This window comes from Halorubrum pallidum (assembly GCF_055380345.1).
The window spans coordinates 1077457-1091348 of the sequence record NZ_AP043945.1 but is presented as its reverse complement, the minus strand read 5'-3'; the positions used below and the strand labels follow the sequence as shown (position 1 = coordinate 1091348).

16 protein-coding genes are annotated in these 13892 nt (G+C 68.6%); 9 read left to right on the top strand and 7 right to left on the bottom strand.

The features are described 5' to 3' along the window. Positions 1 to 28: 28 nt before the first annotated feature. Positions 29 to 1021 (bottom strand): HVO_0234 family beta-propeller protein, encoded by a 993-nt coding sequence (locus tag ACZ45C_RS07215; RefSeq protein WP_460559768.1) that lies wholly within the window; start codon positions 1019 to 1021, stop codon positions 29 to 31. 119 nt (positions 1022 to 1140) lie between these two features. Between ACZ45C_RS07215 and ACZ45C_RS07210 the strand changes: the two genes are divergently transcribed. Further along, positions 1141 to 2124: a nucleoside recognition protein gene (locus ACZ45C_RS07210; RefSeq protein ID WP_460559770.1), complete on the top strand. Its 984-nt coding sequence runs from the start codon at positions 1141 to 1143 to the stop codon at positions 2122 to 2124. Between the two features lie 43 nt (positions 2125 to 2167). On the opposite strand, the gene ACZ45C_RS07205 is transcribed toward ACZ45C_RS07210, so the two are convergent. After that, complete coding sequence (locus ACZ45C_RS07205) at positions 2168 to 3388, bottom strand: DUF418 domain-containing protein (RefSeq protein WP_460559772.1); 1221 nt, start codon at positions 3386 to 3388, stop codon at positions 2168 to 2170. A gap of 501 nt (positions 3389 to 3889) precedes the next feature. Next, a complete protein-coding gene (locus tag ACZ45C_RS07200) occupies positions 3890 to 4420 on the bottom strand; it encodes a DUF192 domain-containing protein (protein ID WP_460559774.1) in 531 nt (176 codons plus the stop codon). 151 nt (positions 4421 to 4571) lie between these two features. Here ACZ45C_RS07200 and ACZ45C_RS07195 point away from each other — a divergent pair, with 151 nt between their 5' ends. Genes ACZ45C_RS07195 through ACZ45C_RS07180 form a run of 4 tightly spaced genes read left to right on the top strand, consistent with a single transcriptional unit; the run spans position 4572 to position 7097 of the window. Further along, on the top strand, positions 4572 to 5159 hold the full coding sequence (locus tag ACZ45C_RS07195; RefSeq protein WP_460559776.1) for a hypothetical protein: 588 nt from the start codon (positions 4572 to 4574) through the stop codon (positions 5157 to 5159). Next, a complete protein-coding gene (locus tag ACZ45C_RS07190) occupies positions 5156 to 6040 on the top strand; it encodes an RNA methyltransferase (protein WP_460559778.1) in 885 nt (294 codons plus the stop codon). The genes ACZ45C_RS07195 and ACZ45C_RS07190 overlap by 4 nt, the downstream gene beginning before the upstream one ends. 5 nt (positions 6041 to 6045) lie before the next feature. After that, positions 6046 to 6729, top strand: coding sequence for an AzlC family ABC transporter permease (locus ACZ45C_RS07185; protein ID WP_460559780.1), 684 nt, complete (start codon positions 6046 to 6048; stop codon positions 6727 to 6729). Then, positions 6726 to 7097, top strand: coding sequence for an AzlD domain-containing protein (locus ACZ45C_RS07180; RefSeq protein WP_460559782.1), 372 nt, complete (start codon positions 6726 to 6728; stop codon positions 7095 to 7097). Before ACZ45C_RS07185 ends, ACZ45C_RS07180 begins: the two co-directional genes overlap by 4 nt. Positions 7098 to 7116: 19 nt before the next feature. Here ACZ45C_RS07180 and ACZ45C_RS07175 read toward each other — a convergent pair whose 3' ends face one another. From ACZ45C_RS07175 to ACZ45C_RS07165, 3 genes are all read right to left on the bottom strand, one after another. After that, the gene (locus ACZ45C_RS07175; RefSeq protein WP_460559784.1) at positions 7117 to 7485 is read right to left on the bottom strand and encodes a DUF8147 domain-containing protein; all 369 of its coding nucleotides are present in this window, start codon (positions 7483 to 7485) and stop codon (positions 7117 to 7119) included. A 120-nt stretch (positions 7486 to 7605) separates the two neighbouring features. After that, positions 7606 to 7938 (bottom strand): DUF8066 domain-containing protein, encoded by a 333-nt coding sequence (locus tag ACZ45C_RS07170; protein ID WP_460559786.1) that lies wholly within the window; start codon positions 7936 to 7938, stop codon positions 7606 to 7608. A 66-nt stretch (positions 7939 to 8004) separates the two neighbouring features. Further along, positions 8005 to 9936: an aldehyde ferredoxin oxidoreductase family protein gene (locus ACZ45C_RS07165; RefSeq protein WP_460560658.1), complete on the bottom strand. Its 1932-nt coding sequence runs from the start codon at positions 9934 to 9936 to the stop codon at positions 8005 to 8007. 206 nt (positions 9937 to 10142) lie between these two features. Here ACZ45C_RS07165 and ACZ45C_RS07160 point away from each other — a divergent pair, with 206 nt between their 5' ends. From ACZ45C_RS07160 to ACZ45C_RS07150, 3 genes are all read left to right on the top strand, one after another. Further along, complete coding sequence (locus ACZ45C_RS07160) at positions 10143 to 10619, top strand: VanZ family protein (RefSeq protein WP_460560660.1); 477 nt, start codon at positions 10143 to 10145, stop codon at positions 10617 to 10619. A gap of 37 nt (positions 10620 to 10656) precedes the next feature. Beyond that, positions 10657 to 11751 carry an archaeosine biosynthesis radical SAM protein RaSEA gene (locus ACZ45C_RS07155; protein WP_460559788.1) on the top strand — a complete coding sequence of 365 codons (1095 nt, stop codon included), beginning with the start codon at positions 10657 to 10659 and terminating at the stop codon, positions 11749 to 11751. Between the two features lie 177 nt (positions 11752 to 11928). Then, positions 11929 to 12132, top strand: coding sequence for a DUF8106 domain-containing protein (locus ACZ45C_RS07150; protein ID WP_464374335.1), 204 nt, complete (start codon positions 11929 to 11931; stop codon positions 12130 to 12132). 30 nt (positions 12133 to 12162) lie between these two features. Here the strand turns inward: ACZ45C_RS07150 and ACZ45C_RS07145 are convergent, their stop codons facing one another. Then, on the bottom strand, positions 12163 to 12975 hold the full coding sequence (locus ACZ45C_RS07145; RefSeq protein ID WP_460559792.1) for a 5-formyltetrahydrofolate cyclo-ligase: 813 nt from the start codon (positions 12973 to 12975) through the stop codon (positions 12163 to 12165). Between the two features lie 283 nt (positions 12976 to 13258). Between ACZ45C_RS07145 and ACZ45C_RS07140 the strand changes: the two genes are divergently transcribed. Continuing rightward, entirely contained in the window at positions 13259 to 13876 is a 618-nt protein-coding gene (locus ACZ45C_RS07140) for a GNAT family N-acetyltransferase (RefSeq protein WP_460559794.1), read from the top strand. The last annotated feature ends 16 nt before the right edge of the window (positions 13877 to 13892 follow it).

The following is a 13892-nucleotide window of genomic DNA, read 5'->3' as shown; positions in this document are numbered from 1 at the left end:
TGTCACGACGCCGTGCGAGCGATTCCCGTCACTCCCGTATCGCGAGCGCGACGCCCGCCGCGTCGCGGACGCCGATCACCTGGTGTCGCCAGCCGTCGCCGGCGTCGACGCAGAGCGTGCCGGCCGCCGTGACCGCGACGGCGACGCCGGGGCCGTATCCGAGCTCGACCGCCTCCTCGTCGACCGGGAGGGCGGCCTCGTGCCACGCGTCTCGGTCCCAGCTGTCGCCCTCGGCGGACCCCGCGGAACCGCGTGACCCGTCGGCGTCGGAGTCGCCACGGTCGCGAACGAGCAGGTCGCCGTCGACGACAGCGGTGGCGTGTCCGTCGCCGTCGGCCGCGACAGCCGTCGCGTCGCCCGTCTCGACCGTCATCCAGCCGTTTCCGAGCCAGTAGAGCCCGGCCGCGGTCGCGGCGAGCGGCATCCCCGTCCCCGCCACGTCGCGGGCGTCGTCGAGCCCGACCGACGCGAGCGAGTACCCCGCGGCGGCGGAGTCGCCGGTGACGCGATACACCCCGTCCGCGGCCGCGACGAGCGGCCCGTCGATCGCGCGCGGCTCGGGGACCTCACCGATCCGCGTCGCGGTCGCGGTGACCGCCGCGTCGGAACCGCCGTCTCCGGCGCCTGCGTCCGCCGGAACCTCGACCGCGACGCGGTCGATACCGCCGTCCGCCGCGGCGACGAGGAACGCGTCGTCACCGCCGAGCGCACTCTCGTCGACGCCGAGGGCGACCGCCGACTCGTCGGTGACGGTGTCGAAATCGATCTCGTCGCCGACGGGGGAGACGCGGAGCCCCTCGGGAGACGCGACGCCGAGGAGGGTCGGAGCGTCCTCCCGCAGGAGGACGGCGACGTCGGCGGCGGACTCGCGTGCGACCATGTCGAACGCGCCGATCTTGTCGGCCGAGAACGCGACCCTGACGACCCCGGTCGCGGTCGCGACGTACGCGTCCGTTCGCTCCGCGTTCCCGGCGTACACGCGCTTTTCTTCGATCGAGATGTCGTCTTCCGCGGGCGCCATTGCCGAGGGGTTCGGCGGGGGGATGCATAAGCCCCGCGCGGGCGGCCTCTCGCCGCGCTTCCGGCAGGCGATTCGAACGTTCCGATGCCCATTTGACCGGCGACCGCGTGGGTTCGCCCGTGCAATCGGTCGTCGCCGAACTCATCGCCCTCCTCGTCGAGACCGCCCCGCGAGTGGCGCGGATCTCGGTGTTCATCGCCGCGGGCGTCTTCGCCGCGAACGTCGCCGTCGCGTTCGGCCTCGTCCGGTACGTCGCCGGGCTCTCCGGGCGTCTCACCCGCCCCGCGAACCTCCCGAACGAGGTCGGTACCGCGATCTTGACCACCGCGGTGTCGACGACGGCGGGCTACGCGACGCTCGCGGAGTACCGCGAGTCGGGGCTGCTCGACGACCGCGCGACGCTCGTGGCCGTGGTCATCAACACGTTCTTCGGGTTCGTCCAGCACGTGTTCACCTACTACGTTCCGGTGTTGATCCCGATCCTCGGCACCGAAGTCGGTGCGGTGTACGTCTCCGCGCGCGCCGGGATCGCGCTCGCTATCACGGTCACCGGGGTGCTGCTGGGCGGCCTGTTGCTCTCCGAGCGTAACGTGGATCGCGCGGCGCTCGCGGACGTCGACGCCAGCGGGCCCGAGGCGGACGACCGCGGCGCGCGCGAGCGCGTCAGCGCCGCGGCCGAGAAGTCGTGGTCGACGCTCCGCCGGATCGTGCCGCGGCTCGCGGTCGTGTACGTCCTCGTGATCGGGCTCGTCACCCACTACGACGTCGAGGCGCTGACGAGCGTCGCCGAGCCGATCACCGGCGTGCTCGGCCTTCCCGGCGAAGCCGTTCCCGTCATCGCCGTCTACACGCTCGATACGACTGCCGGTGCCGTGACGCTGACCGGGACGGATCCGGGGACGTTCACGACTCGAACCGCGGTGGCGACGCTGCTCATCGGCGGAATCCTGTCGTTCGCCGTCTCGACGTTCCGGCGGTCGATCCCCTTCCAGTACGGGATCTGGGGCGCCGAGTTCGGCACGAAGGTGATCGTCGTCAACACCGCGTTGAAGCTGCTTTTCATCTCGCTCACCGTCGCGCTGCTGCTCGCTCCGGTGTGGTGACCGCCGGTCGGCGCGGTGTGACACGCCGCCCGTGGTCGACTACCTACTCCGACTTCCGGATCGGCTGTCTCTCGCCGTAGGTGAGCGTCCGCCAGACCCACTCGACGGGACCGAACCGATAGCGGCGCAGCCACAACACGGAGAGGGCGATCTGGACCGCCCACACGACGAGCACGAGCGCGTACTGCTCGACGCGGTTCACGGAGCCGAACAGCCCGAGTCCGTGCCCGTAGAATAGTGTGGTCGCGATCACGGTCTGGAGCAGGTAGTTCGTGAACGCGGTCCGGCCGACCGCGGCGAGCGCGTTCGTCACCGGGCCGTCTGGCCGTCGCCGGACGTAGAGGGTGACTGCTCCGAGGTAGCCGCCCGCGAGGAGGAGGCTCCCGACGTAGTTGAACTGCCGCCAGTACAGCGCCGCGTCGGCGCTCCAGTTGTTGGCCTCGACGTAGGCGACGCCGGCGACGACGAGGGCGACGCCGCCGACGCCGAGGCCGACGAGCCGGCGATAGAGCCGGTCGGACCGCTCGCCGGTCAACACGCCGTTCCGATACAGCGCCATGCCGAGCAGCATGACGCCGCCGATCCGCCAGAAGCTCGATCCGATGAAGCCGGTGGTCTGTCGCTGGAATGTAGAGGAGACGCGGTGGCTCATCTGCTCGATCCAGCCGCTCCGGTACGTCGCGACCTCCTGTCTGATCGCCGCCTCGGGCGGTGTCCACTGTCCGGCGATCGCCTCGCCGCCGACGGTGACCGCGGCGAAAAGCTCTAAGAGGGGAACGAACGCGAGGAAGACCGCGGCGAGCCCGGCGAGCCGCTTCGCGTCCCAGTCGCGGAGCGTGACGATGAACAGTCCGGTGAGCCCGTACGCGACGAGGATGTCGCCGTACCAGAGGAGATACGCGTGCGCGAGTCCGATCGCGACGAGGATCGCGGTCCGGCGGTAGTGGAGCCGCACCGCGTCTTGTCCCTTCTCTTGTTTGCTCTCGACGAACAGCAGGACGCCCGCGCCGAACAGCGCCGAGAAGAGCGTGATGAACTTCGACTGGGCGAACACGTGGCCGACGAACCACGCCCAGTAGTTCGCGCCGGTGAACTCGCCGTAGACGGTCGAATCGGCGTAGATGTTCGGGTTGAGGAGCGTCTGCTCCGGCATCGCGAACACCCAGACGTTGATGAGGAAGATGCCGAGCAGGGCGAAGCCTCTGAGCGCGTCGAGGCTGACGATCCGTTCGGAGGGTGGCGTCGGTCCGGCGTCGCGTGTCACGGGTTGGCTCGGAGGAGGACCCACAGGACCGAATAGGTTCTGGTAGCAGGGACGGGATCGTCTGTCGGCCGATCCGTCGAACAACAGCTCTCCGATGAGATCACACGAACCGCCGATCACAGAGGAACAAGGGGGAAGCCCACGATTTCAGTCGTGGGCTACTGACGAGCGCGACCTCCCTCGACCAGCAATCGCATAAATGACATTGCCTGTCATGCAGCAGTGGTCTGGTGCCGGAACGCGACGGTGGTCTCGTGAGCAACCGTATCGGCGGCGAGCCGAGGGGTGTACGCGATCGGAGGGATCGGCGCCGATGACGCGCGAGTGCCCCGAGTGCGGCCGCCTCGTCGACGACTTCGTGAACGGGAATCGGTGTCCGAACTGCCGCGCGGTCACGTTCTCCGATGTGAACCCGGAGGTGTGAGATTACGATGGGGTGCGGTCCCGAAGTGAGCCGAGCGAGTCCGCGCGGCGACGACACGCCGTGTCGAACCCGCGTCCCTACAGATCGAACGCCAGCGAGTCCCCGGTCTCGACGCCGTTCCGTTCCGTCCACTCGTAGGGAACTTCGAGCACGTACTGCCCCGATCCGGGATACCGCTGATCGTTCCCGTCTTCGTTCGGTCCCGGCTCGGGCGCGTTATGGATCCGAATCACCTCCCGGTCGCCGTCGACGTAGACGATGTCGATCCCGAAGTCCATCTCGCGCATGACGTACGTCAGGCTCTCGCGGGGGGCGTCGTAGACGAACAGCATTCCGGCGTTCTCGGGGAGCGAGTCGGCGTCGCTGAGGCCCAGACGCCGCTTGTCGCTCGTGACCGCGATCGCGGCCGTCACCGTTCCGCGCGCGTCGCCCTCGGAGCCGGTCACCGACACGCGCGTCGCCTCGTAGTCGGCGTACGGACCGACGGGCCAGTCGGGTGCCTCGTCGCTCTCGGCGGTCTCGTCTCTCGCCGGAGGCGTTCCGGCACATCCCGCGAGCCCGCCGAGCGAGGCGGCACCGACCGCGGTCAGGTATCCCCGGCGTCGCATTGGCCTGACCGACGCGTCGCGCGCGTAAATGTCTCACGAGGATATCTCACACGCCGCGAGGTACGAGAGCGAGGCGTGGCTCTCGCACGCGAACCCGGTCGTCCGTTCCCGGAAGGACGCGCTTTTATCGCCGCCTCGCGTACGTTCACGCATGGCGAAAGTGAGCATCGGCCTCCGCGGATGGCGGTTCGATGAAGACGAGATATTCTCCGGCGACGAGGAGCTGAAGCCCCTCGACGAGATCCCCGAGGAGCCCCGCGAGCGGCTCCTCAGGCTCGTCGCCCTCGTCGAAGAGCCGTGCGACGTCTGTTATCTCGACTACGGCGAAGAGGAGGTTCACCGGTGTAACCAAGCCGAGATCGTGTACGGCGAGCCCAAAGGCGAGGTGCTGTTGTGTCCCGAACACGAGCCGGACTTCATCTACTGGTTCCGCGAGGCGGACGGGAGCGAGCACGCCGGCGACCTGGAGTTCGGCGACCGGTTCCACGAGTGGGTCGCCGCCGGCAACGAGGCTCCCGAGGGATACGGGTCCGTCGAGCACGTGGAGGAGGACCCGGACGGCCTCCCGGATCTGCCCGACCAACAGGACATCCAAGAACGCGTCGAGCAGGGGTTCGAGGGCGAACGGATCGACATCCGCGAACTCGCCGGCGAGACCGACGACGAGGACGAACTGAACGAAGACGAACTCGCCGACTCGGACGTCGATCTCTCGACCGACTACCCGTCAAACCGATGAGCGGGTCGGAAGCGGACCGCAACGGGGCTGACGAGGGTGAAAGCGGTGGGGGGACCGAGACGGATCACAGCGGGAGCGACGACGCCGCGACGGGCCGAGACGACACGCCCGCGCGTCGAAAGCCCGTCGTGGTCGTCGTCGAACCGGAGACGCCGGGCAACGTCGGCACCATCGCCCGGGCGATGAAGAACTTCGGCCTCGACGACCTCAAGCTCGTGAACTCTCCGGAGTTGCGCGAGGACGGCGAGGCCTACGGGTTCGCGGGCCACGCCCGCGAGGACGTGCTTCCGAACGCCGACGAGGTGACCTTCGATGAGGTCGTCGCGAACTACCACACCGTCGGCACCACGGCGATCACCGGCGAGGACGACCGGAGCCACGAGCGGTTCCCGTTCAAGACGCCGGTCGAACTCAGGGAGTCGCTGAAGACCGTCGACGCTCCAACCGCGATCGTGTTCGGTCGGGAGGGCCGCGGGCTCAACAACGAGGAACTGTCGCGGCTCGACGAGGTGTGCTCGATCCCCGCGGACGACGACTATCCGGTCCTCAACCTCGGGCAGGCCGCGACGGTGCTGTTGTACGAGCTTCGCGAACTCACCGTCGCGGAGACGCAGTTGCCCGACGCCGACGTGGTCCGCGCGCCGGAGGCCGACGTGGAGCGCTTCCACGGCTACTTCGACGAGTTCCTCGCGTCGACCGGCCAGCGCGAGCACGTGCGCGAGCGGAACGCGCTCCTGATGCGCCGGCTGCTCGGTCGGGCACACCCCACCGAACGGGAGATCCACTCGCTGCTCGGCACGTTCCGCAAGGCGAACACGAAACTGGAGCACGCGGACCACCTCGCCGCGAAGTACGACGAGCCGGTGTATCCGAGGGAGTGAGACAGATGGACCCGCTTCACGACGACCTCCTCGCGGGCGTGCGAGACGTCTCGCCGCTCATGCTCGGGATCGTTCCCTTCGCGCTCGTCGCCGGAATCGCCGCCGTCGATGCGGGACTCGGGCTCGCAGAGGCGATGGGGATGTCCGTGATAGTGTTCGCCGGCGCGTCACAGCTGGCCGCCCTCGATCTCATCGGCTCGGGCGCGCCGCTCGCGGTCGTGATCGGTACGGCGGTAGTGATCAACCTCCGGATGGTGATGTATTCGGCGTCGATCGCCCCCCATTTCGCCCGGTACGCCCGCCGGACGCGGGCGTTCCTCGCGTACCTCCTCACCGATCAGGCGTACGCGCTCTCCGTCGCGGAGTTCGGTGAGAACGACGAGCGGAGCCGGTCCCGGTACTACCTCGGCGCGGCCGCGTCTCTGTGGGTCGTGTGGCAGATCGGAACGATCGTCGGCGTCGTGGTCGGAGCGGGCGTCCCCGACGCGTGGGGGCTCACCTTCGCGGTTCCGCTGGTGTTCCTCGCGCTGCTCGTTCCGGCGATGAAGGACCGACCGACCACCGCCGCGGGCGCGGCCGGCGGCGCGGTCGCCGTCGTCGCGGCCGGCCTCCCGCTCAACCTCGGACTGCTCGCGGGAGCCGTCACCGGCATCGTCGCCGGGCTGCTGACGGAGGTGCGAGAGCGATGACGGGAGCCGGTGTCGCGCTCGCGCAGAGCGTCTTCGGCGGCTCCTCCGGCGTGTGGCTCGCGATCGTGGTCATCGGCGTCGCAACGTACGGCTTCCGGCTCTCATTTATCCACCTGTTCGGTCGGATCGACGAGGTGCCGCCGTCGGTGAAGCGCCCGCTTCGGTACGTCCCGCCGGCGGTGCTCGCGGCGCTCGTGTTGCCCGACTTCGTGACGCTGGAGTCGTCGCTCGTCGAGACGCTCGTCGACGAGCAGCTGATCGCGGGTGCGGTCGCCGGCGCGGTCGCGTGGCGCACGGAGAACGTGTTCGCGACGATCACGGTCGGAATGGTCGTGTTGTGGCTGTTCCGCTTCGTCGTGTTCGCGTAGGACCGCCAGAGCGCCTCACTCAATCGAACCGGTCCGGATACCGCACGGCAACGGCGAAGACGACGAGGCCACAGACCCCGGCGACGACGACTGCCCGCCGGACCGAGACGAGCCCGCGGGCCGGCGGCACCGCGTACGACACCGCGGCGACGGTGAGGAGCGCGTAGCCGACAGACGACCAGCCGAGCAGCGCGGGTCGGACGGGTGGCGCGTTCCAAAGCCAGACCCACGCGGCGACGCCCGCAGCGACGCCGACGGCGATTCCGACGGGGAGTCCGACGAGCGCGGAGAACTCGATCCGAGACGCGAGCGCGGTCGTGAGGACGGCGCTCACGAGGAGGAACGTCGTCAGTGCGGTGCCGATCGCCGCGACGGGTCGGGCGTTCATGTGCGAGCCGTCGACGGGCAAAGACTTAAAAATCGAACCGGATCGGCGACGCTGCGGGGAGCGTCTATCGCCTCGCAACGGCGTAGGAGGCGGTGAGCCGCCGAGTGAGCGGCCGACCGGCTATCGCTCGCGTTCGGTCGCTCGGTCCGCCGACCGCTCCCGCGTTCGCGAAGCCGCTCGATCGACGGGTCGGTCGGACCGCGACGGCTCCTCGACGGCGCGCTCCCGCGCCGCGGCGATTCGCTGGGCGGCGTCGGCGATCGAGTCGAGGGCGGCGAACGTCCGGTACGTCAGGTACAGTCCGACGGTGAGCCCGAGTCCGACGATCACGCCGAAGAGGAACTGCGAGACGATCACGAGGAAGTAGACGACGACGAGCGCGGCGACGGCGGCGACGGTCGCGCCGGCCGGCGTCCGGAGGGCTTCGGAGGGTGACAGCGGATCGTGCGTCATACGCGGCGCTATCGACGGAACGAACCTAAAAATGGTGGAACGAGCGGTCGAGCGCGACGGGACGGCTCAGTCGTCGGCGGGGGCCGCGGAGTCGCCGGCAGAGACGCCGGTGCCGGGACCGACGTCGATGTCGAGGTCCGCGAGCTTCTCGTCGGGAACGACGCCGTCGACCCAGCCGCGGGTGTCGTAGTACTCCGCTTTCATCTGGTCGAGTTCGACCAGTTCGCCCTCGCTGGCACCCGTTCCGGGGATGGCGTCCGGGTGCCCCTCGACGAAGCGGTTCGGAAGCGTGTCGTCCGCGCCGTCGAAGCCGGCGAGGTTGTTGAAGTACCGTTCGAGGTTGTACACGCGCTCGCCGGCCTCGAACAGTTCGTCTTCGGTGACGTCGCGGCCGGTCATGCCGTTGTACTGGAGCACGTACTCCTCGATCCCCTCCGCGAACGCGCTGAACTTGCAGATGTCGAATGAGTCGGAGACAGCGTGCAGGTTCTGGAAGGTGGCGGTGAGTTCGCCCTTCCCCTCCCACTCGTACGGATCGACCTTCTCCGGGATCCCGAGGATCTCGGCCGCCGGCGTGTACCCGCGCAGGTGACACGCGCCCCGATTGGAGGTCGCGTACGCGATCCCCATCCCCTTCATGCAGCGCGGGTCGTAGGCGGCTATCGTCTGGCCCTTGACCGAGAGCTTGTTGCCGTGGGCGTCTTTCGCGTCGGCGACGCGCTCCGGTCCCTCCGCGAGGAGGTCGCCGAGGTCCGACGAGCGGTTGCCGATCTCGTCGAGCAGGTCGATCATCGCCTCGGAGTCGCCCCAGTCGATGTGACCGACGCCGTCGAGTTTGCCCTCCTCGCTCATCTCCATCGCCATCGCCATCATGTTGCCCGACTCGATCGTGTCGATACCCAGATCGTTACACCGCTGGAGCATCAGCGCGATCTCGTCGCGGTCGGAGTGGCCGGAGTTTGGACCGAGCGCCCACGCGGACTCGTACTCGTACGACTCCGTGCGGACGTTCATGTCCTGCCCTTTGTGCGTGACGTCGACCTCGACTTCCTTCTTACACGCGACCGGACAGGAGTGACACGTCGGCTCGTCGACGAGGATGTTCTCGCGGACGTTCTCCCCAGAAACGCGCTCGGCGTCGATGTCGGCTCCCTCGGCGTCGTGGTACTCGCCCGTCGAGGTGTACCTCGCGTTCTTCGTCGGCAGCCCGTCCATCTCGTCGGTCGCGTTCATCAGGACGTTGGTGCCGTACATCGAGAGCCCGCCCTCGTTGGGGGCGGTCACGTCCGACTCCCGGATGACCTCCATCGCCTGCTGATACCCCTCCTGGAACGTCTCCGGATCGGCGGGCTTCGGCATGTCGGTACCTCCCTTCACGACGACCGCTTTCACGTTCTTCGCGCCCATCACGGCACCCGTACCGCCGCGGCCAGACGCGCGATCGTCCTCGTTCATCACGCAGGCGTAGCGGACGCCGTTCTCGCCGCCCTGTCCGATCGTCATCACGGAGAGGTTCTTGCCGATCGACCCGTCGACCTCCTCGCCGAGTGCGTCGACCGTGTCGTGGACCCCCTGTCCCCAGAGGTGAGAAGCGTCGCGTACCTCGACTTCCCCGTCCTCGACGAAGAGGTAGACGGGGTCGTCGCTCTCGCCGTCCAGCAAGATGCCGTCGAGCCCGGCCCACTTGAGCCGCGCGCCGGACCAGCCGCCGTGGTGAGAGTCGGTGACAGTCCCGGTCAGCGGGGACTTCGTCACCAACGCGATGCGGCCGCTCATCACTGTCTGGGTCCCCGTGAGCGGACCCGTCATGAACGCGAGCCGGTTGTCCGGGCCCATCGGGTCGACGTCCGGACCCGCCTCGAAGACGTACTTCACGCCGAGCCCGCGCGCGCCGATGTATTTTTCCGCGTCCTCGTCGTCGATCCCCTGATAGTTGACCTCGTCAGCACCGAGGTCGACCTGTGCCACTCGGTCGCGGTAGCCGCCCATTTCAGTCATGTAATGTTCTACCATTATATTAGGGCCGTATCGTGTTAGGTGTTGATTCGCAAAAGTAACCGGAACCTATTACGCATCCAGATCCGTTATCGGGTGGATTCGCTCCGAACCGGGTGGCCGCGTCCAGCGATTTTGACGGGTCGGCGCGTGTGGCACGGGAGATACCGAGAGTTAACCCGATCCGGATCGAGACGTGACACGTGTGGATGAACGGTCGCGATCCTTGGGCCCTCGTCGCCGCGGCCGCGGCGGCCATCCTCCTCGTATCGCTCCTCCCAGTGCCGGATCTCGCGTTCGGCGGCGCACCGGGTGGTGGCGGCACTGCCGACCCGCTCCCGACGTGGGTGAGCCTCACCACGCCGTTCCACCTCGTTGGATACGCGGTACTCGGTGCGCTCGCGGCTCGCGCGGCGCGGTCGTCGCCGGCGATCGGCCGGCTCCGACGGGCGGACGCCGACGGGACCGGCCACAGACGCACTGGCGGGTCGGCCGGAACCGTCGTCGCAGCCGCGGTCGGAATCGCCGTCGCGACCGCGGTCGGGTTCGGCGTGGAACTCGCGCAGTCGACGATCCCGTGGCGATCGTTCGCGTGGATCGACGCCGGCGTAAACGCGATCGGCGCGGTCGGCGGTGCGAGCGGCTACGCGATCCGGCAGGCCGTGTCGAGAGTCGGACGGCCATGACGACACCGATTTACGCGGCGGGATGCTGTTGTCGATAATGAGTCAGCCGAGCCCCGGTGCCTACGAGCAGGGGCGCGGGATGGACGCGCACAACGCCGTGATGCGCGACATCCGCGCCGAGCGCTCGGAGACGTACGACCCGACGGAGCCGACCCGCGTGTGGATCGACGAGGACAACACCCCCGACGGGGTCGTGAACTCTCTCACGATCATCTTGAACACCGGCGGCTGTCGCTGGGCCCGCGCCGGCGGCTGCACGATGTGCGGCTACGTCGCAGAGTCGGTCGAGGGCGGCAGCGTCGCCCACGAGGACCTGATGACCCAGATCGACGCGTGCCTCGACCACGAGGGCGAGGAGGCCGACGAGCCGGCCGAGCTAATCAAGATCTACACCTCCGGCTCCTTCCTCGACGAGCGCGAGGTGCCGGCGGAGACTCGACGAGCGATCGCGGAGACGTTCGCGGACCGCGAGCGCATCGTCGTCGAGTCGCTTCCGGACTTCGTCGACCGCGAGAAGATCGCCGACTTCGCCGAGCACGGGATCGCGACCGACGTGGCGGTCGGGCTGGAGACCGCGACCGACCGCGTCCGTCACGACTGCGTGAACAAGTACTTCGCGTTCGCCGACTTCGAGGACGCATGCGCCGAGGCGGTCGCAGCCGACGCGGACTTCTCGGCCGACGTGGGGATCAAGGCGTACCTCCTCATGAAGCCGCCGTTCCTCGCGGAGCCGGAGGCCGCCGCCGACATGATCGACTCGATCCGGCGCTGTGCCGACGTCGACGGGTGTCACACCGTCTCGATGAACCCGACCAACGTCCAGCGGTACACGATGGTCGACGAACTGTTCTTCGAGGGCGGCTACCGGCCGCCGTGGCTCTGGTCGGTCGCGCACGTCCTCGACGAGACCGCCGACGTCGACGCCATCGTCGTCTCCGACCCGGTCGGACACGGCTCCGATCGGGGCGCGCACAACTGCGGCGAGTGCGACGACCGCGTCCAGACCGCGATCAAGGATTTCGACCGCAGACAGGACCCGAGCGTCTTCGAACAGGTCTCCTGCGAGTGCGAAGCGACGTGGGATCTGGTGATGGACGAAGAGACCAGCTATAACATGCCGCTCGCGCGCTGAGACGGCGACGCGGCGTTCTCGGCTCGGACGCACCCGCCGTCGCCCTTCGGCGATCGTGTTGTTTCATATCTGATCAATTATATCCGTGTTCGAGGAGTATGTGATCTATATATACCGATATATGCGGATCGATCAGGTCGGACAAGACCCTTATACGTCGGGATACTCCGTCTAGACATGAATGCAGTCGCCAGCGGTCACCGGTCGTCCCGCCGGAAGTCGGTCCTCTTCTGTGCGGAGTGCAGCTTCGAGAGCGCCCTGAGCGAGGGTTGGCTCGTCGTCAGCGACGGCGACGAGCGAACGATCGTCTGCCCGGAGTGCGGTCACGTCGCCGACCACCGGCCCGCGCGGTCCGCGCCGGTATCACAGTGCGCAGACTGAGTTCCGCCGGGTAGCGGGTCGGCAGTCCTCTTATTTGGTGTCCGTCGGTGAACGCTCCGCCAGCACCGGTATCGCGTCGATCGTCTCCTCGTCCAGCGCGTTCCAGTCGATCCCGACCGGTCGGGAGTGGGGCGTCTCCGTCCGGATCGTTCGCTTCGGCGTCGCGATCAGGTCGAGCGGTACGTCGTGTGCGTCCGGCTCCGGAAGGCCGTCGTTGTTCTCTCTCCCGTCGACGGTGCCTGCGACCGCCGATTCGGGACCGTCGAGAACCGACAGCTCGTGGACCGTCGTCGCGACCGTCGTGTCGTCGCCGACGGCGTCCAGTTCGCTGAGGACGCCCCACTCCAAGTCGCTGTACCCCTCACCCTTCCCGATCCGCGCGCCGTCGGTCGTGACGCCGACGGACCCCGAGACCACGAGGTCGACGCGGGGGACCGCCCCGGGCGCGACGGGCGTCCCGTGCGTCGAGATGCCGGAAACGGTCGTGGCGTCGTCGACGGTGGGTGCACCCCCCTTCGCATCCGCCGTATCGCCGTCGCTCTCGACGGCGAGGTCCGCGGGATCGATCCGGAGGAACGGGTCGGCGTCGCACAGCCGCGGCTGTGCGACGTAGAGCGTCTTCCCGGCTCGGAGCGCGGCCCGCCGCACGGGCAGTTGCGGCGCGTCGGGGTTGCACTTCAGCGTCTCGGCGGCCGCCCACTCCGATGTCGCGGTCAGTCGCTCGCACGCCGCGTCCGCCCCGGCGAAGTTCGGGATCCGATCGTGTGGGGGAAACGGGAACCGGCCCTGATCGCCCTCGTCGAACGCGTCCCAGACGGCCTCGCGGACGGCCTGTTTGTCCATGTCCGGGGATGCGCCGGAAGCGACATATACGCGGCGTTGCCGGGCTCCGCTCTCGCAGTTTCCCCTCCCGAGTTCCGTGTCGCACCGTCCTCACGCCTCCCCAGCCTCGCGGTTCGGGGCCCCCTCCGGTCGCCCTCTCACCGTGTCCAGCGAGAACGGAGATTCTCTGGCAGCCGGCGGCTCCGTCGCCGGCGACGCCACCGCACCGACTCTCCCGGAGCGTGTTCTCACGACCTGAAAGACGGTTCGGTCCTATACCTTCCTGGGGCGTGAACGCACGGCCATGACCGCCGAATCCACCGACGCCGTCTGTGGGGGCTGGGACGGGAGCGAGTGCGAGGGGACGGTCCACTGTCCGCCGCGCTGCCCGCGATTCGTGGACAAACGCGGCGCGCGTTGGACAGTTCGCCCGGCCGTGCCCGAGGACCTCGCACCGCTCGCCGAGATGTACGAGGGGTTCGACCGCGAGGACCGCGCACAGGGGCTGCCCCCGGTCGTCCGCCGCCAGCGGGCAGAGTGGATCGAGTCGATGCTGGCGGAGGGGACCAATGTCGTCGCCGAGCGCGACGGCGCGGTGCTCGGCCACGCGCTGTACACGCCGAGCGACGACGCAACGCCCGAACTCGCCGTCTTCGTCCACCCCACTGCGCAGGACCGCGGGATCGGGACAGAGCTGTGCAGACACGTGATCGCGAACGCCGCCGCGGCCGACCGTAACGCCATCGAACTCCACGTCGAGATCGGAAACCGGATCGCCCGCAGCGTCTACCGTTCCGTCGGGTTCCGGGTCGCCGAGCGACGCGGCGACCTGCGGATGGAGCTTCCTCTCTGTGACCCGGTCGCGACCGCGGTTCGGTTGCCGCCGCTCGCCCGTGAGGGACCGGCCGAGCCGTCTGGCTGACGCTCGCCGGTAGCCC